The organism is Stappia sp. (assembly GCF_048268045.1).
GTDB lineage: Bacteria > Pseudomonadota > Alphaproteobacteria > Rhizobiales > Stappiaceae > Stappia.
On sequence record NZ_JBLWWG010000009.1, the window covers coordinates 42,209 to 59,170 of the forward strand.

Here is a 16,962-nt window from a genome sequence, read left to right on the forward strand (position 1 = left end):
ATCTGGCGCAACCTTGGAGCATTTTGCGCCCCTGGGCGGGAGCGACGATTCAAGGGTGCGCGGTGCCGACAAGGGCGATATGCTTGTTCTGCTTCGCGGCCGCGCCGCACAGTCTCGTCTCCCGGGCCGTCGCCCGGCCATCCCGGACCCATCCAGCCTTGCCGTCCCAGCTCTTCCAGAACACCCTGTTCAAGGCCTTCCTGACACTTGCGGTCGGGGCACTGGGCGCGGAATTGTTCAATCTCATCGGCTTCCCGGCCGCCTGGCTTGCCGGCTCGATGGTTGCCGTGGCCGTTGCGGTGCTGGCGGGGATGCCGAGCGCGATGCCCGTGCCGTTGCGCGATACGCTGCTCGTCATACTTGGACTGACGATGGGAAGCGGCGTGACGCCGGAGACGGTCTCGCGCGTGGGCGAATGGCCGTTGACCATGGCATTGCTCATCGTCGCCGTCGTGGCGATCCTTCTCGCCACCTATGTCTACCAGCGCCGCATCGCCGGCTGGGACCGGCAGACGGCGTATTTCGCCGCCATTCCCGGGGCGCTGTCCTACGTGATGGCGCTCACGCTCGACTATCCGCGCGCCGACGCGATGCGCATCGCCGCCTCGCAGAGCCTGCGCGTCTTCATCCTTGTCGCCGTGTTGCCGATGGTCGTGACCAACAGCGGCGGCGGCCTGCACGAGGTGGTGCGCCATATCCCGCCGATGGAGCTGCCGGCGCTGGCCGCTTTGATCGCCGTCGGCTTTGCCTCCGGCTGGGCCACGCAGCGCCTTGGTGTGCCGGCTGGATGGCTCACCGGGCCGTTCTTCCTGAGCGCGCTGCTCAACGCCAGCGGCCTGGTCGTCATCAACCTGCCCACCTGGCTCAGCATTCCGGCGCTGATCGGCCTGGGCTGCGTCATCGGTTGCCGCTTCACCAGCGTCACGCCCATGGAACTGCTGCGCATGCTCGGCGTCTGCCTGGGCGCCTTCGCGGTCGGCATGACCATCTCCGTGGCGGTGTCGGCGGTGATCTGGGCGACCCTTGGCCTGCCGTTCGGCCAGCTGCTGCTCGCCTATGCGCCGGGCGGCCTCGAGGCGATGACGCTGCTGGCCTATCTGCTCGATCTCGATCCGGCCTTTGTCGCCGCGCATCAAATCGTGCGCTATATCGGCATGATCCTGATCCTGCCCCTTGTGACCGTGCGCGTGCTCGGGCCGCCGCAAAGGCGGTCCTGACAGCGGGCCGGCCGGCATTCGGCACTGATCGATGGGGTCCGCGCCGGATGATCAGCCCTGCGCCGCCTGCCATTCGCTGGCGAGCGTGGCATAGACGAACTCGTCTCCCCACACCCCGTCGAAGCGGTCGTTCTGGATGAAATGCGCCTCGCGCCTGAGGCCGAGCCGTTCGACGATGCCGACCGAGCCGTGATTGCGCGTGTCGATGCGGGCGAAGATCCGGTGGAAGCCGAAGGTGCGAAAGCCGATGCCGATCATCGCCCTGACGGCCTCGGTCGCATAGCCGACCCCGCTGAAACGGGGATTGAAAATATAGCCGACCTCGGCCTGCCGCGCCGCGCTGTCGGCCAGCTTCAGCAGGACCTCGCCGATGACAGCGGCATCGTCCGCACGCTCGACCGCCAGGCGTAGCGTGTCCCCGTCGCACGTGAGCCGGGGACGCCTTGCAGCCTCGAAATTCGAGCGCAAGGTCTCCGGTTCGGGAGGCGCGCTATAAAGAAAGCGGTAGACGTCGGCGCGCTGGTGATAGACCCTGTAGGCGTCGAAATCCTCGGTCTCGAAGGGCCGAAGGACAAGGCGCGCCGTTCTGGTCGTCAGTCTGGAGACGTCTGGTGACATGGAGAGGTTCCGGTCTCGTGGGGGCTTTGGAGGGGGCGATTTGTTCCACCAGGCCCTGCCGGGGCCACCTCTCCTCGGGCGATGTGGTCGACGCGAGTCGATCCGTCAAGGCCGAGGCCGATTTTGACGTCGGGAGACCCGCCGGCCTGGAACCGTTCCAAGTTATAGGTAAATGTACCTAGTTCTTTGTTCGGAATGGGAAAATTCCAGAAACAATTCGTCGCACCCGGGCTTTTGCTGATGTAATTGCCCGGTGCTTGTCTCAAGGTCGCTTGACCTGGATCAAGGCGGAAACCGGTGTGTCGGTCATACCGTCCGTCTCGACCCACTGGGGTTGGATCATCAAAATACTCGGGGCGCAGACATGGCTCAGACCAAAGCCAAATACATGACACTTGAGGAGGGCTTCTTTGCGGCTTTTCTCATTGTGCTCGCCTTCGCCTGCCTGATCATCGCGGGAAAGACCTACGATCAGGTGATGGCGTTCCACACTGCCATCGGATCGCTGTTCGCCGCGGTCGGTGCCTTCATCATCTTCAAGAACTATTTCAATGATGGTGGCATGCCGATCCCGCAGGAGATCGACGGCAAGCCGAACTACAATCTGGGGCCGATCAAGTTCGGCGCCTGGGCCGCGGTCTTCTGGGGCATTGCCGGCTTCACGGTCGGTCTCATCATCGCCCTTCAGCTCGCCTATCCGGTTCTGAACCTCGACCTTCCCTGGACGAGCTGGGGACGGCTGCGCCCGCTGCACACCTCCGCGGTGATTTTCGCCTTCGGCGGCAACGTGCTGCTCGCCACGTCCTTCTACGTGGTGCAGCGCACGAGCCGCGCGCGGATGCCCGGGCGGATCGCGCCCTGGTTCGTGATCCTCGGCTACAACGCCTTCATCGTCATCGCCGGCACGGGCTACCTGCTCGGCGCGACCCAGTCGAAGGAATATGCCGAGCCGGAGTGGTATGCCGACCTGTGGCTGACCATCGTCTGGGTGGCCTACCTGCTGCTCTTCCTCGGCACCCTGTGGAAGCGCAAGGATTCGCACATCTATGTGGCGAACTGGTTCTACCTCGCCTTCATCATCACCATCGCGATGCTGCACATCGTCAACAACCTGACGGTTCCGGTCTCGGTGTTCGGCACCAAGTCCTACATCGTCTGGTCGGGCGTGCAGGATGCCATGGTGCAGTGGTGGTACGGCCATAACGCGGTGGGCTTCTTCCTGACCGCCGGCTTCCTGGCGATCATGTACTACTTCGTGCCCAAGCGCGCCGAACGCCCGGTCTATTCGTACCGCCTGTCGATCGTGCACTTCTGGGCGCTAATCTTCCTGTACATCTGGGCCGGTCCGCACCACCTGCACTACACGGCTCTGCCGCAGTGGGCCTCGACGCTCGGTGCCACCTTCTCGATCATTCTGTGGATGCCCTCCTGGGGCGGCATGATCAACGGCCTGATGACGCTGTCGGGTGCGTGGGACAAGCTGCGCACGGATCCGGTCCTGCGGATGATGGTCGTGTCGATCGCCTTCTACGGCATGTCGACCTTCGAAGGCCCGCTGATGTCGCTGCGGTCGGTGAACTCGCTGTCGCACTACACCGACTGGACCATCGGCCATGTGCACTCCGGTGCGCTCGGCTGGGTCGGCTACATCTCCTTCGGCGCCCTCTACTGCCTGATCCCCTGGTTGTGGAACAAGAAGCAGGTCTATTCGCTCAAGCTGGTGAACTGGCACTTCTGGATCTCCACCATCGGCATCGTGCTCTACATCTGCGCGATGTGGGTCTCCGGCATCATGCAGGGCCTGATGTGGCGTGCCTACGACAAGCTCGGCTTCCTTGAGTACTCGTTCATCGAGACGGTTGAGGCCATGCATCCGTTCTATGTAATCCGTGCCCTCGGCGGAGCGCTCTTCGTGCTCGGCGCCCTGATCATGGCTTACAATCTCCTCATGACCGTTCGTCACGGCGAGGCCGAAGAGGCCGAGACCGCTGGCGCCGGCGCCATGGCCCCTGCGGAATAAGGGGAGAGGCCAAGATGTCACTCTGGAACAAACACGAAATTTTCGAGAAGCACTCCTTGGTGCTTACCATCGGTATCCTCGTGGTCGTCGCCATCGGCGGCCTCGTGGAGATCGCCCCACTCTTCTACCTGAAGAGCACGATCGAGAAGGTGGAGGGCATGCGTCCCTACACCCCGCTCGAACTCGCGGGGCGCAACATCTACATCCGCGAGGGTTGCTATCTCTGCCACTCGCAGATGATCCGTCCGATGCGCGACGAACTGGAACGTTACGGACACTTCAGCCTGGCGGCGGAGTCGATGTACGACCACCCCTTCCAGTGGGGCTCCAAGCGCACCGGTCCGGACCTTGCCCGCGTTGGCGGCAAGTACTCGGATGAATGGCACCGTCAGCACCTGATCAATCCGCGCCAGGTGGTGCCGGAATCGATCATGCCGGGCTACCCCTTCCTGGCGAAGGCCAGGCTGGAGACGCGTGACATCAAGGACCATCTGAAGACCAACCAGGTGGTGGGCGTGCCCTACACCGAGGAGCAGGTCGAGGCGGCGTCCGCCGATATCCTGGCCCAGGCCACTCCGGATAGCGAGGCTGCCGACGCCTTCCTCGAGCGTTATCCGAGCGCGATCGTTCGCGATTTCGATGGCGACCCGTCGAAGGTCACGGAGCTGGACGCACTTGTCGCCTATCTCCAGATGCTCGGCACGCTGGTTGATTTCTCGGTCTACGACAACAAGGCCAACCTCCGGTAAGGGAGCTTCACGGAATGACCGAAGGGTATGAAACCGTTGCCAGCTTTGCCCAGACCTGGGGCCTGGTCTACTTCGTGGTTCTGTTCGCCGCCGTTCTTTTCTACGCGCTGAGGCCGAAGAACCGCCGTCGCTTCGATGAAGCCGCGCAAATCCCCTTGCGGGAGGATTGAACAATGGCTGATACGCACAACAAGGAAATCGACAAGGTCACCGGCGTCGAGACCACCGGCCACGAGTGGGATGGTCTCAAGGAGCTGAACAATCCGCTTCCCAAGTGGTGGCTCTACATCTTCTATGCCTGCATCGTGTGGGCGATCGGCTACTGGATCGTCTATCCGTCGTGGCCGATGGTGTCCTCCTACGCGACCGGCGTTCTCGGCGACAGCCAGCGCGCCAATGCGCTGGCCGCCTATGACGCGGGCATGGCGGAGCGGGCGCAGACCGGCGAAACGCTGATCAACGCTTCGCTCGACCAGATCGAGAAGACACAGCCGCTGCTCGAGTTCGCGCTGGCCAACGGCCGGGCGGCTTTCGGTGACAACTGCGCGGCCTGTCACGGCTCGGGCGCCACCGGCGGCGCCGGCTACCCGAACCTGCAGGACGACAACTGGCTGTGGGGCGGGTCGCTCGACGCGATCCACCAGACGCTCATGTACGGCATCCGCTCGGGTCACGACGAGGCCCGGATCGGCGAAATGCCGGCCTTCGGCCGCGACGAGCTGCTCGACAAGACGCAGATCACCCAGGTTGCCAACTATGTCGGCAGCAAGGTTGGCCTCGAGCCGGAGGCGGGCGTCGACCTGGCCGCTGGCGAGCAGGTCTACACGGACAACTGCGCCGCTTGTCACGGTGACGACCTGAAGGGCATGCAGGAGATGGGCGCCCCCAATCTGACCTCCCGCAACTGGCTCTACGGCAAGTCCATCGACGCCATCAAGGCGCAGGTGAACAATCCGCGCAACGGCGTGATGCCGGCCTGGTCGACCCGTCTCGACCCGGCGACCGTCAAGTCGCTCGCCGTCTACGTCCACTCTCTGGGCGGCGGCGAATAAGAGCGACACCCCTTCCGACAGGGAAGGCGAAACGGAGAAAGGCGCCCCTCGGGGCGCCTTTTTTCGTGGCCGCGGTCATGCTGTGCCGGCGGCCTTGCGTTCGGCGCCGGCGAGCCTGAGTTCTGAGGGCGAGGTGCCCGTCGCCCGCCGGAACGCCCGGGCGAAGGCGCCCTGGTCGTCGTAGCCGAGCCGGTAGGCGATTTCCGCGACCGGCAGCGAGGTTTCCCGCAACGCCCACAGTGCATAGGCGGTGCGCGCCTCTTCCGCCGCCTCGCGGAACGACACGCCGCGTTCGGCCAGACGCCGGCGCAGGCTGCGCTCGGACACGCCGCATTCGGCGGCGATCGCAGGCTGTGTCAGCGCTCCCTGGCCCAGCCGCATGTAGATCGCCTCGGCAACGACCCGTTCGAACGGCTGGCCCAGGGCTGGTGCCCGTGCCGTTTCCGGCGGGGCGTCAGGCGCGCGATGGTGGCGAAACGAGGGGCGGAAGTCGGCGGCGACGGGCATGTCGAGGAGCCTTGCGGGAAAGGCGAGAAAGTTGGTCGGGTGACCGTAGAGCGGCTGGCAGCCGCAGACCATGGCGATCTCCGCGCCGCTGTCGCGCTCGTGCTCGAAGGCGAGCGTCGCCTCCGCCGCGGCAGCCTCGCCGGCGATGCGGGCGAGCACGCCGTGCAGAAAGGCGAGGGTGAACTCGGCATCGCGCGAGCGAGGCCAGATCGTCGGGTCGATGATGCGATAGGTGACAAGGCAGGTGTCCGCCTCGGTGCGCCGGGCGAAGTGGGTTCCCGCCTGGAGTTGCTGCAGGTCGGCCAGAACCTGGTCGAAGAGTTCGCCAAGCCGGCGGGTCCCGAGGCTCTCGGGAAAGAGCTGGCGGAGCGCCGGCTCGACGATGCCGCGCCCGCAGCGCCAGATCTGCGGTGAACCGGGCGCCTGCGCGCCCGCGCGCTGGAGGAGAGCCGTGAAGGCGGCGAGCGGTATGGCGGCGGCGGCCAGCTCCGGGCCGGCGAGGACGGAAAGACCGGCGGCGGCGAAGGCTCCGGCGGCGTCGAGGCCGACGGTCTCGAGCGTGCCGGCGATCAGCGGCAGCGCCGATGCGCCGATCGTCGGGGTTGGAAGACGCAGGATCGGTGGGGATGTCTGCCGCATGCTCGGGTCCCTGGCACCTGGAACGCGAGAGCGTGGGCCGGGCATTGGAGCCTGTCAAGGCAAGGCGCGCGCGCCTGGCCGGACGGGCGGGAGCCGGCGCGTACGCCGACTCCCCTGGCAAACGGTTCCAGCGGTCGGTCCGGGCTCAGTCGTCGAGCCGGATCGTCAGCGCCGGATTGTGCGGGAAGAAGTTGAAGGGCCGCAGCATGAAGCCCTTCCACATGGTCGACATGACCGGCCAATCCTCCGTGTGGGGAACGTGGTGAAAGCCCATCGTGTACCAGGTGACGATATCGGTATTGGCGATCGGCCTGTCCTGCGCCACCCAGGTCGCGAGCGTGTCGGTCCCGTCGCTCTGGAACGCGAATTGTCCGCCCGCATAGCGCTCATCTGCCCGGTAGGGCGTGTTCCAGAGCGTGTACTCGATATAGGCGTTTCGCTTCATCGGCATGTCGTTGACATAGTCGAACGGCGAGTAGGCGACCGAGTTGTTGGGCACGATCATGTAGCCCGGCCTGTGGCCGAGCGGGCCCTCGGCGGTCATGTTCATGATGTGATACATCGCCGGCGTGTTCGGATTGACCTTGTAGCGGCCGCCGAGCTCGGTCTTCGCCGGAACGGTTTGCGTGACCCACATCGAGCGCCGTGGCGCGTCCGGGACCGGGTTGGCGGGGACAAGGCCGGTGCGCATGAAGGTGTTCGCCTGGCCGTCGATGTCGAAGTCGAGCTTGAAGTTGAAGAAGTGGTCGTGGTTCGGCGCGATCAGGTTCGGCGCGATGAGTGTTCCGTGGCGGGTTTCCTCGGCCGCCCCGGCGTCGTTCATCGACTTGATCGCGGCGCCCTTGACCGCGTCCAGACCGGTGGAGCCGACCATCACGTCGATGCGGCCGTCCTGATGGAAGACATAGTCGACGAGATAATCGTAGTTGCCGACCTCGGAGGCCGAGCGCACTACGAGTTGGGTTGCCGGACGCCCCTCCGCCGGCGTTTGCTGGGTTTCGCTCTGGGCGAAGATCTCGTAGTGCCGCCAGGCCGGGTCGCCGATGTTGCGCTCGAAGATGCAGATCGCGTCGGGGATGGTCAGCGGCGCGCCGTTGTCCTGATGCACGATCGCCGGCAGATAGGTGGCATAGGCCGGGCAGTCGACGCCGGCGCGAAGCGGCGTCAGGAAGGTACCGAAGCCGTATTCGCCGCTGTCCATGTATGTGCGCCAGTACCAGCCGTCATCCGGATCCATGTAGGGCACGAAGACCTCGGACAGATGCGCCTGATACAGAACCTGGCGCCAGCGGTCGCCGTCCTTGACGTCGATGTTGGACAGCACCACGCCCGGGCGCTTGTCGGCGCGGGCGCGAAAGCGCCAGATGTCCCAGGAGATCAGGCCGTCTGCGATGGTGACATTCGAGCCGCCCGGCTGCGCGAGACGGGCTGGCGAGCTCTTCGGACGGAGCGTGCCGCTTCGCGCCTTGACCTCGTCCTCGGTATAGCCCCAGCCATCCTCCGGGATCGGCACGACGCCGGAATCGAGCACCTCGACCAGGGCGCCGGCGTTGAGGTCGACGACCGCATAGAGGCCCTCGATCGGCTTGGCGTAGAAGTTCGACGTCTCGGGAAGCACATAGCAGGGCACCTTCATCAGCCGCCGCCCTTCCTCCTCGGGCAGGCCGAAGCGGCCGGCCGTCAGCGGCAGGCAGAACACGTCCTCGGGCTTCAGTCCGCGCTTGGCGAGCCCGGCCGCGAATTCCGCGTTGCCGGTGGCCAGCTCCATGGCCGTCAGGAACTCGGCGAGCTGGATCATCGTCTGGCCGCCGGCCTCCTCGATCGCGCCGACGCTGTTTGAAGCCAGGTCGACCTCGGTGACGAAGGCCTTGTCTCCGGTCTTGAAGTGGACCTCGACGACACGCGGCTCCGGATCGCCCGCCTTCCAGGCGAGCACGGTGGCCTTGTCTGGCTCCTTCAACGAGATGTAGGGAAACAGCGTCGTATCGTCGACATGGCCGCTCTGGCGCAGCAGCGCCACCGTTTCGACGATCTCGGCCTCGCTCAGCGCGTCGAGCGGATGGGCGGCGGCGGGCGGTGAGATGAACCCGGCCGCGATGATGCCGCCTGCGGCGATGGCAGCCGCGGGCGAGCGCAGAAAGTGACGTGCACGCATGATGTTGCACTCCTCCTCGATGGTATCCGTCTGGTCGGGACGCCGGAATTCTCGTCTTTTTCGATCCGGTCGCCGTCGGACATGATAGTCTGGGGCGGCAAGCGACATTGTGCAGTTCCGGCCAAAATGTCGCAGCCCGCGGTCGGCGCTCTTGATGCGGATCAAGGCGATGGCGCGCTTGCCGCGATAGGTCTGACGTCAGCTTGGCGTGTGCCCGGGGCCAGGGTGCGAGCCGAGGTGGATCGAGGGGCCGCATCATCGTGGCGGATTGTCGCGGGGATGACGTGTCGCAGCGATTGCGACCCATCCCGACGCTATCGTGACCCTCGAGAAACCCGGCCATGCTCAAGGTCCTGGCGGATCGCGCGCGGCCGTTCGGGCGCAAGCGATCCGACGACAGGCCTCCCATGGGGCGGGAGAGGCCACGGGCGCTCACGAGAGAGTCCTAACGACGTGAAGGAAGTGGACGGAACAATGCGCGCAGAAACCGATCCCGGCGGAGCAGGCGGCCATCCGGACGAATGGTTCGCATCCGCCAAGAAGATCTACCCGATGGCGGTGCACGGCACCTTCCGCAAGATCAAGTGGGCGCTGCTTTTCATCACGCTCGGCATTTACTACTTCCTCCCCTTCGTGCGCTGGGACCGCGGCCCGAATGCACCGGATCAGGCCGTTCTCGTCGATATCGCCAACCGGCGCGGTTATTTCTTCTTCATCGAGATCTGGCCGCAGGAAGTCTATTATCTTACGGGACTTCTGATCCTGGCGGCGATGGGCCTGTTCCTGATGAACGCGGTCGCCGGGCGTATCTGGTGCGGCTACCTGTGCCCGCAGACCGTCTGGACCGATCTGTTCTTGTGGGTGGAGCGCAAGGTCGAGGGCGACCGCCGCGAGCGGATGATGCTCGACCACCAGCCGTGGACGGCGGAGAAGGTGGCGCGCAAGGGGGCGAAGCACTTCCTCTGGCTGATGATCGCCTGGTGGACGGGCGGCGCCTGGGTGCTCTATTTCTCCGATGCTCCGACGCTGGTCGGCGATCTGGCCACCGGCCATGCGCCGTTCACCGCCTATCTGTGGATCGGCATCCTCACCTTCACGACCTATTCGCTCGCGGGCCACATGCGCGAGCAGGTCTGCATCTTCCTGTGCCCCTGGCCGCGTATCCAGGCGGCGTTGACCGACGAGGACGCGCTCAACGTCACCTACCGTTATGACCGAGGCGAGCCGCGCGGGTCGCTGAAGCAGAACCGCAAGCGCGAGGCCGAGGGCATGCCCGCCGGCGATTGCGTCGATTGTCATCAGTGCTTCCATGCCTGCCCGACCGGCGTCGACATTCGCGACGGCCTGCAGCTCGGCTGCATCCAGTGCGGCCTGTGCATCGACGCCTGCGACACGGTGATGGACAAGGTCGGCAAGCCGCGCGGCCTGATCGCCTATGACACCGACGACAACATCAAGCGTCGCATGGAGGGCAAGGAAGACGTCGTGCGCATGCTCCGTCCGCGCACGCTCATCTACATCGCCATCATCGCGCTTGTCGGCGGCATCATGGCTTATGCCCTTGCCACCCGCAGCTACGAGGGCGTCAATGTCCTGCACGACCGCAATCCGATCTATGTGGAGCTGTCGGACGGGGCGGTGCGCAATGGCTACATGATCCGCCTGCTCAACAAGCGCTCGCATACCCGCAACTTCATCCTGTCGGTTGAAGGCATGCCCGCGGGCACGCGCATCGAAGCCGTCGGCATCGCCGAGCACGTACTTGGCAAGCCTGTCATTCAGGTTGGCCCGGACACGACCCGCGAACTGCGCGTTCTCGTCTTCTCGCCGGCGGATGCGACGCTGCCGCCGAGCACGCCGGTGAGCTTCCGTATCACCGAGACCGTGATGGGTGCGGTCGCCAAGGCCGACGACTTCTTCAAGGCGCCTTGAATCGGCCATTTCCCTCGCGCAGGCAGGCAGGGCGCTTTGCCCTTGCACTGCCTGCGCAGGGATGCAACTTCCTGCGGGGACCGCGACACATGACCTCAACGACGGACCACATGAGCGACAAAAAAGCTGTCAAGCCGATGACCGGGCGCACGGTGCTTTACTGGCTGCTCGGCTTCTTCGCCGTGATCTTCATTGCCAACGCGATCCTCATCCGGCTGGCGCTCGAATCCTTCCCCGGTCTCGTCACCGAAACCGCCTATGAGGACGGGCTCGCCTACAACGACACGATTGCCGCCGCCCGGGCCCAGGCCGAACTCGGTTGGAAGGTCGAGGGCACGGTGAACCGAGGCGACGACGGGGCCGCGCGCATCGCCGTTTCCGCTCATGACAAGGACGGCGCGCCACTTGCCGGCCTGCTCGTCACCGCGCGCCTGCAGCGCACCGCCTCGCCGGAGGCGGCCCACATCGTGGTGCTGCAGGAGGGCGAGCTTGGCCTCTACACGGCGGATCTGGCCAATGTCGAAACGGGGAACTGGCTGTTGAACCTGAGCGCCTCGCGTGGCGAAGGCGACAGGCAGGAGGACTTCCGCTCCGACAACCGCATCTACCTTCGCTAGGTTGCCGCGCGACGCCTCCACCTCCGGTGCCGGCGTCTCGCGCCAGGGTGCTGGCCAACAGGAGAGACAGTTGCCATGACGGCGCATGAGCGCGATTGGGACGCTTTCGTGACGCTGTCGCCGGAGGGCGGCGCGCATATGGACCTTGCGGTCGAAGGCGTGACCTGTGCTGCCTGTATGGTCGAGATCGAACGCGGCCTCTCCGGTCAGTCGGGGGTGGAAAAGGCGCGTCTCAACCTGACCAGCCATCGGCTTGCCGTCGACTGGAAGCCCGGAGAGACCTCGGCCGAGCATATTGTCGAGACGCTGTCGCGCCTTGGCTATCGTGCGCATCCGTTCGATCCGGCGACCGTGCGTGCCCATGCCGACGCAACGGGCAAGGAACTGCTGCGCGCGATGGCCGTGGCGGGCTTCGCCATGATGAACGTCATGCTGCTCTCGGTCTCGGTCTGGTCGGGCAACGTTTCCGGCATGGAGCCGGAGACACGCGACTTCTTCCACTGGCTTTCCGCGCTGATCGCGCTGCCGGCCGCCGCCTACGCCGGCCGGCCGTTCCTGCGCTCGGCGATTTCTGCCCTGTCTGCGCGCCGGCTTAACATGGATGTGCCGATCGTCATCGGCGTGTCGCTGGCGCTGTTTCTGTCGATCATGCAGACGCTGCATTCGGCCCATCACGCCTATTTTGAATCGGCGGTGATGTTGCTGTTCTTCCTGCTTATCGGCCGCTACCTCGATCACATGATGCGCCGGCGCACGCGGGCCTTCGCGGAGAACATCGCCGCGCTCAAGGCGGAGACGGCGGTCGTCATCCGGCCGGACGGGTCGCTGCGCGAGGTGCCGCTGTCCAAGGTCGAGCCGGGCCAGCGGATCTTCGTGCGCGCGGGCGAGCGCGTGCCGCTCGACGGCATCGTCGAGCGCGGCGCCTCCGAGATCGACCAGAGCCTCGTCACCGGAGAGACGGCGCTTGCGCGGGTCGGCGAGGGGGATGCGGTCTATGCCGGCACGCTCAACGCTTCGGCCAATCTCACCGTCGCGGTGACGGTCGCCTCCGGCGCGACGCTGCTCGACGAGGTGACACGGCTGATCGAGACGGCCGCGCAGGCGAAATCCGCCTATGTCCGGCTCGCCGACCGGGCGGCCGCGCTCTATTCGCCTTTCGTACATCTGGCCGCCGCGCTGACGTTCATTGGTTGGCTTGTCGCCGGCGACGACTGGCAGCAGGCCCTCGTCATCGCCATCTCGGTGCTGATCATCACCTGTCCCTGCGCGCTCGGGCTCGCCATTCCCGCCGTCCAGGTGGTGACCTCCGGTCTGCTCTTTCGCGCCGGCGTCCTGTTGCACTCGGGCGATGCCATCGAGCGGCTCGCCGAGGTTGACACCATCGTCTTCGACAAGACCGGCACGCTGACGCTCGCCGTGCCGGAACTCGTCGGCGGTGCTGCCGGCGAAGGACCGCAGAGCGCTCTTGCCGGCAGGCTTGCCCTGTCCAGCCGCCATCCGCTGGCCACCGCGCTTGCCCGTGCGACCAGGGCGCAGGTGCCGCTCGACGGTGTCGCCGAGGAGGCTGGCGCCGGCGTCCGCGTCGTCCACGAGGGGCGCGAGTTGCGCCTCGGCAGCGCCGCCTTCTGCGGTCTGAGCGAGGAGGAGGCGGCCATTGCCGTGGCCGACGTGCCGGGCGCTTCGCTGATCGTCTTCCGGGATGGCGAGCAGGCTCCGGTGCCTTTCCTGCTGGCCCAGTGCCTGCGGCCCGATGCGGTCGCGACCGTGGCGCGGCTGAAGGCTGCCGGCTACCGGATGGAAATCCTGTCCGGCGACCGCAGCGCGCCGGTTGCCGCCATCGCCGGCGCGCTTGGCATCGCCGACTGGCGTGCCGGGCAGAAGCCGGCCGACAAGATCGCCCGTCTCGAGGCGCTCAAGGGGGAGGGCGCGCGGGTGCTGATGGTCGGCGATGGCCTCAACGACGCGCCGGCACTGGCTGCCGCTCATGTGTCGCTGTCGCCGGTGACGGCCGTTCATGTTGCCCAGGCGGCGGCCGATGCGGTCTTCCTTGGTGATCGCCTCGGCGCGGTCGACGCCGCCTTGTCGCTGTCGCGCCGCGCCCGCGGCGCCATGGTGCAGAACCTGTGGTTCTCCACGCTCTACAACGCCGTCGCCGTGCCCTTTGCCGTCGCCGGCTTCGTCACGCCCCTTCTGGCCGCCGTTGCCATGTCGCTGTCGTCGGTGGTGGTGACACTGAATGCGCTGCGGCTCCGGCTCGGCGGGCAGGAGACGGGCTGATGGATGTCCTGATTTTCCTCATTCCCATCGCCCTGTTTCTCGGGCTGGTCGGGCTCGCCGGGTTCCTCTGGTCGCTGAAAAGCGGACAATACGACGACCTGGAAGGGGAGAAGTACCGCATTCTTTACGATGACGACCTCCCCGATCCGGCGGATGCGCGCAAAAAGCGCGGGGAAAGTCGGGAGGACTAACCCTTGCTTCAGAATTTCCGTGCATAAGTGCCGGAAGCTGGAGGTTCATGTGTCGCTTGATCTGGCATCGCTGACGTTTCTTCTTGTCGAGGACAGCGCGTACATGCGCACGATCCTGCGCACCATGCTGCAGGGATTCGGCGCGCGTCGCATTGTCGAGGCCGAGGATGGTGCGTCCGGACTCGAGGCGATGGAGCGCGCCAATCCGGACATCCTCATTCTCGACTGGGTGATGCCTATCCTCGACGGGGCGGACATGGTGCGGATGATCCGCAATCCGCACAATCCCTTTGCCTATATCCCGATCATCATGGTCACGGGCCATACCGAGCGCAGCCGTATCATCGAGGCGCGCCGGCTCGGCGTCCACGAGCTTCTGTCGAAGCCGATCTCGGCGAAGGCGCTCTACCAGCGGGTCAGCTCGGTGATCATGCACCCGCGCGATTTCGTCAAGACGCCGAGCTACTTCGGCCCGGCACCGCGCGAGATCCGCAACCGTCAGAAGATCTGGCAGGCCGCCGACGCGGGCGGTGAGGGCGGTCAGGCCGCCTGACACCTGTCCTGACATCTGCCAGCTGACGAACCCGGCTTCGTGGTTCGCGCCCGCCTTGCCTGACTGCCTATCGTTCCAGCGTTTGCGCCCCGTATCTATCGTCTGTGGCCATCATCTCATGTCGCGGCGCGCGCGGTTGTCATCCTCATGTCTGCGCGGTGCCGTCGTCGTCGCCTTTGTCGCCGGCCGCAGGCTGGGCCGCGCCTGCTGCCTTCCTTCGGCGCAGGTTGGCGCGCAGGGCGGCCGCGAGCCGCTCCTCGCGGGCCCGCGCAGCAGGGCTGATGCCCTTGGCCGCGTCTTGCCCCGCGCCCTTGCTCTTCGCATCCTTGCCGTCAGCCACCGTCGCGTCTCCTGCCTTGCTGTCGTCTTCGGTTCTGACGTTGATATGCCGAGGCTCGCATGCCGAAGGCAAGTCCCGTCGCGCCGAGACGCAGGGCTGGCAGCACCGAAAGCTCGCTGCCTAATATCACCCCCAAGATGGGGCCCGCGCTCCGCCAGGCTTCAGCCCCGTAAAACGACTATCAAATCAGTTGAATTCTGAGTCACGCTCCTGAACAGGAGTTTGGCGATGTCTGATGGGTTTTCTGGCTCACCGACGAGCAGCTTTCGAAGCTGCAACGGCTATTGCCAACCGACACGCGCCGCAAGGCCCGTGTCGATGACCGACGGGTGATCAGCCGCATCATTCATGTCTTGAAGTCGGATGGCCGCTGGATCGATGCGTCAGATGCCTACGGGCCGAGGAAAACCCTACACAACCGCTTTGTCCGCTGGTCGAAGAAAGGTATCTGGACGGGGATCTTCGACACGCTCTCCCAAATCGGCGGCCCTGTCCTGGAAGGGATGATCGATAGCACGGCCGTTCGGGCGCACCAGGTGCCCCATGGCGGCAAAGGGGGGCTCAAGCCCATGCCCTGGGCCGAGCTCGTGGTGGTCCGGGAACCAAAATTCACGCCCTGAGCGACAACAAGGGCAGACCCATCGCTTTCCACCTGACCGGAGCCAATGTCTCGGATTTCACTGGAGCAGAGGCACTCTTGCCGCTCGTTCCGGAAAACGGCGTACTGCATGGCGACAAAGGTTACGACAGTGACCGTATCCGCCGGACCGTGGAGGCACGTGGGGCTCTCCCCAACATCCCGCCTCACAAATCACGGAAATGGAAAAATTGTTTCTCGCCATACCTTTACAAGGGCAGGCTCGTCATCGAGCAGATGTTCTGCAGGCTCACGGCGTTTCGCAGAATCGCAACGCGCTATGACCGCAGCGCCAGGAACTTCCTCTCAGCACTCTGCCTCGCGGCAACCGTCTGTTACTGGTTATGAGTCTGAAGCCTAGTCGTCCTCACTATTTTTGATGTCGACTTCAGACGAGCCTTGGAATTGCAAAGCTCCGCGCACGGCGTCTTCGTAAGAAAAATGCTCTATATCTTGATAAATATACGAGGAGAGAACGGCGCTGTCGCTATAACTGTACGTCCAAGAAGCAGTCAGCGGTTCATAATAATCCCCAAGGGGCAGATTGGCTAAATACGCTGGAACGGTCCCGATTTCACCGGCTTGTTTATTCATGCCTTCGAGCCATTGCATTTGAAATAGAGGAATTCTTTTCAGGCAGTCTACCAAGTCAGAACTAATTTCTTGTGACGAGATGAATACGATAACAAAATTGCCATAATTCGTTTTATTATCATTAGGCTCACTCCATTCATCATGAAATTGCGCTGATATATTTGCAGCTTCAGTGTAGAATGCGTCTAAGCTCTTCGCAGATACTCTCTCATTGTCAGAGCATACATATACATGTGATATAGGACGTTGCCAAAGCCGGGGTGGGGACGCCGAATCGGCTTTTTTGGTGTTTGTAACTGCAAAAATGGAGAAGATTGTTATTAGTACGGTTATTCTTATTTTATAAGATGATTGCATTTCTGTAATATCCGTCGTGTTTTACTTGAAGTGAGCCCGTATCATAATTGGCAAGTTTATCATGATTTATAGCTTGTTTGTAACGTCTCGTAGTGGCTTTTGAACCGCCCCGGGATTGCCGGAGGCCATTTGTTTTAAACCATGCGGCCATGAGCGCTGACGGGGAGCAATCTACATCGCGAAAGCTGCCAAATGTTCCGACGACGGACAATGGTCGGAGGAACATTGTCCGAACAAAACTGTTCGAGTTTTGTACGGGATATCCGGCGTGTTCCCTGAACGTTCATACGAAGTTCTGTTGGTTGCAGGCATCGAGAACGGGTGAAATTTTCCCACAAGGAGTTCCCCAAACCGGCTTGACTGCCTGGGTTTTACGCCTTACACCCGCGCTCATCGCTGCCGTAGCTCAGGGGTAGAGCACTCCCTTGGTAAGGGAGAGGTCCGGGGTTCAAATCCCCGCGGCAGCACCATTTTCCTCATCTCCCCCCAATATCTTGTTGCATCTCC

At 64.1% G+C, this 16,962-nt stretch carries 16 protein-coding genes and 1 tRNA gene; 12 read left to right on the plus strand and 5 right to left on the minus strand.

What is annotated here, in order from left to right:
- Positions 1-158 precede the first annotated feature (158 nt).
- Entirely contained in the window at positions 159-1,217 is a 1,059-nt protein-coding gene (locus ACN0WF_RS14945; protein ID WP_417773570.1) for an AbrB family transcriptional regulator, read from the plus strand.
- 51 nt (positions 1,218-1,268) lie between these two features.
- Here the strand turns inward: ACN0WF_RS14945 and ACN0WF_RS14950 are convergent, their stop codons facing one another.
- Positions 1,269-1,835, minus strand: coding sequence for a GNAT family N-acetyltransferase (locus ACN0WF_RS14950; RefSeq protein ID WP_417773571.1), 567 nt, complete (start codon positions 1,833-1,835; stop codon positions 1,269-1,271).
- 364 nt (positions 1,836-2,199) lie between these two features.
- Here ACN0WF_RS14950 and ccoN point away from each other — a divergent pair, with 364 nt between their 5' ends.
- From ccoN to ccoP, 4 genes are read left to right on the plus strand one after another with little or no spacing between them, the layout of a single operon-like run.
- Positions 2,200-3,855 (plus strand): cytochrome-c oxidase, cbb3-type subunit I, encoded by a 1,656-nt coding sequence (gene ccoN, locus ACN0WF_RS14955; protein ID WP_417773572.1) that lies wholly within the window; start codon positions 2,200-2,202, stop codon positions 3,853-3,855.
- Between the two features lie 14 nt (positions 3,856-3,869).
- The gene (ccoO, locus tag ACN0WF_RS14960) at positions 3,870-4,604 is read left to right on the plus strand and encodes a cytochrome-c oxidase, cbb3-type subunit II (RefSeq protein ID WP_417773573.1); all 735 of its coding nucleotides are present in this window, start codon (positions 3,870-3,872) and stop codon (positions 4,602-4,604) included.
- Between the two features lie 14 nt (positions 4,605-4,618).
- The gene (locus tag ACN0WF_RS14965; protein WP_417773574.1) at positions 4,619-4,774 is read left to right on the plus strand and encodes a cbb3-type cytochrome c oxidase subunit 3; all 156 of its coding nucleotides are present in this window, start codon (positions 4,619-4,621) and stop codon (positions 4,772-4,774) included.
- A 3-nt stretch (positions 4,775-4,777) separates the two neighbouring features.
- Positions 4,778-5,656 carry a cytochrome-c oxidase, cbb3-type subunit III gene (ccoP, locus tag ACN0WF_RS14970; protein WP_417773575.1) on the plus strand — a complete coding sequence of 293 codons (879 nt, stop codon included), beginning with the start codon at positions 4,778-4,780 and terminating at the stop codon, positions 5,654-5,656.
- Between the two features lie 75 nt (positions 5,657-5,731).
- Here the strand turns inward: ccoP and ACN0WF_RS14975 are convergent, their stop codons facing one another.
- Together ACN0WF_RS14975 and ACN0WF_RS14980 are read right to left on the minus strand one after the other, a co-directional pair.
- Positions 5,732-6,802 carry a helix-turn-helix transcriptional regulator gene (locus ACN0WF_RS14975; protein ID WP_417773576.1) on the minus strand — a complete coding sequence of 357 codons (1,071 nt, stop codon included), beginning with the start codon at positions 6,800-6,802 and terminating at the stop codon, positions 5,732-5,734.
- Positions 6,803-6,947: 145 nt separating this feature from the next.
- On the minus strand, positions 6,948-8,957 hold the full coding sequence (locus ACN0WF_RS14980; protein ID WP_417773577.1) for a tyramine oxidase: 2,010 nt from the start codon (positions 8,955-8,957) through the stop codon (positions 6,948-6,950).
- A gap of 474 nt (positions 8,958-9,431) precedes the next feature.
- Between ACN0WF_RS14980 and ccoG the strand changes: the two genes are divergently transcribed.
- From ccoG to ACN0WF_RS15005, 5 genes are all read left to right on the plus strand, one after another.
- The gene (ccoG, locus tag ACN0WF_RS14985; protein WP_417773578.1) at positions 9,432-10,889 is read left to right on the plus strand and encodes a cytochrome c oxidase accessory protein CcoG; all 1,458 of its coding nucleotides are present in this window, start codon (positions 9,432-9,434) and stop codon (positions 10,887-10,889) included.
- Positions 10,890-10,999: 110 nt separating this feature from the next.
- Positions 11,000-11,506 (plus strand): FixH family protein, encoded by a 507-nt coding sequence (locus tag ACN0WF_RS14990; protein WP_417773579.1) that lies wholly within the window; start codon positions 11,000-11,002, stop codon positions 11,504-11,506.
- Between the two features lie 75 nt (positions 11,507-11,581).
- Complete coding sequence (locus ACN0WF_RS14995; RefSeq protein ID WP_417773580.1) at positions 11,582-13,783, plus strand: heavy metal translocating P-type ATPase; 2,202 nt, start codon at positions 11,582-11,584, stop codon at positions 13,781-13,783.
- Positions 13,783-13,974 carry a cbb3-type cytochrome oxidase assembly protein CcoS gene (ccoS, locus tag ACN0WF_RS15000; RefSeq protein WP_417773581.1) on the plus strand — a complete coding sequence of 64 codons (192 nt, stop codon included), beginning with the start codon at positions 13,783-13,785 and terminating at the stop codon, positions 13,972-13,974. Before ACN0WF_RS14995 ends, ccoS begins: the two co-directional genes overlap by 1 nt.
- Before the next feature lie 49 nt (positions 13,975-14,023).
- Complete coding sequence (locus tag ACN0WF_RS15005) at positions 14,024-14,527, plus strand: response regulator (RefSeq protein ID WP_417773582.1); 504 nt, start codon at positions 14,024-14,026, stop codon at positions 14,525-14,527.
- 145 nt (positions 14,528-14,672) lie between these two features.
- Here the strand turns inward: ACN0WF_RS15005 and ACN0WF_RS15010 are convergent, their stop codons facing one another.
- On the minus strand, positions 14,673-14,867 hold the full coding sequence (locus tag ACN0WF_RS15010; protein ID WP_417773583.1) for a hypothetical protein: 195 nt from the start codon (positions 14,865-14,867) through the stop codon (positions 14,673-14,675).
- 272 nt (positions 14,868-15,139) lie between these two features.
- On the opposite strand from ACN0WF_RS15010, the gene ACN0WF_RS15015 reads away from it, so the two are divergent.
- Positions 15,140-15,852 (plus strand): IS5 family transposase gene (locus ACN0WF_RS15015; RefSeq protein ID WP_417773696.1). Its coding sequence is split into 2 segments (ribosomal slippage): positions 15,140-15,427 and positions 15,430-15,852, totalling 711 coding nucleotides; the frame shifts between segments, so codons are not numbered across the junction.
- A 9-nt stretch (positions 15,853-15,861) separates the two neighbouring features.
- On the opposite strand, the gene ACN0WF_RS15020 is transcribed toward ACN0WF_RS15015, so the two are convergent.
- Positions 15,862-16,455, minus strand: a complete 594-nt coding sequence (locus ACN0WF_RS15020) for a hypothetical protein (RefSeq protein WP_417773584.1) — start codon at positions 16,453-16,455, stop codon at positions 15,862-15,864.
- A gap of 395 nt (positions 16,456-16,850) precedes the next feature.
- On the opposite strand from ACN0WF_RS15020, the gene ACN0WF_RS15025 reads away from it, so the two are divergent.
- Positions 16,851-16,925: transfer RNA gene (locus ACN0WF_RS15025), tRNA-Thr, on the plus strand.
- Positions 16,926-16,962 lie beyond the last annotated feature (37 nt).

Bases quoted from the DNA above. Each gene is read 5' to 3' on its own strand.
- ccoS (WP_417773581.1), top strand. From the start codon at position 13,783: ATGGATGTCCTGATTTTCCTCATTCCCATCGCCCTGTTTCTCGGGCTG.
- ccoO (WP_417773573.1), top strand. From the start codon at position 3,870: ATGTCACTCTGGAACAAACACGAAATTTTCGAGAAGCACTCCTTGGTG.
- ACN0WF_RS14965 (WP_417773574.1), top strand. From the start codon at position 4,619: ATGACCGAAGGGTATGAAACCGTTGCCAGCTTTGCCCAGACCTGGGGC.
- ACN0WF_RS14990 (WP_417773579.1), top strand. From the start codon at position 11,000: ATGAGCGACAAAAAAGCTGTCAAGCCGATGACCGGGCGCACGGTGCTT.
- ACN0WF_RS14975 (WP_417773576.1), bottom strand. From the start codon at position 6,802: ATGCGGCAGACATCCCCACCGATCCTGCGTCTTCCAACCCCGACGATC.
- ACN0WF_RS14995 (WP_417773580.1), top strand. From the start codon at position 11,582: ATGACGGCGCATGAGCGCGATTGGGACGCTTTCGTGACGCTGTCGCCG.
- ACN0WF_RS14950 (WP_417773571.1), bottom strand. From the start codon at position 1,835: ATGTCACCAGACGTCTCCAGACTGACGACCAGAACGGCGCGCCTTGTC.
- ACN0WF_RS14980 (WP_417773577.1), bottom strand. From the start codon at position 8,957: ATGCGTGCACGTCACTTTCTGCGCTCGCCCGCGGCTGCCATCGCCGCA.
- ccoP (WP_417773575.1), top strand. From the start codon at position 4,778: ATGGCTGATACGCACAACAAGGAAATCGACAAGGTCACCGGCGTCGAG.
- ccoG (WP_417773578.1), top strand. From the start codon at position 9,432: ATGCGCGCAGAAACCGATCCCGGCGGAGCAGGCGGCCATCCGGACGAA.
- ACN0WF_RS15020 (WP_417773584.1), bottom strand. From the start codon at position 16,455: ATGCAATCATCTTATAAAATAAGAATAACCGTACTAATAACAATCTTC.
- ccoN (WP_417773572.1), top strand. From the start codon at position 2,200: ATGGCTCAGACCAAAGCCAAATACATGACACTTGAGGAGGGCTTCTTT.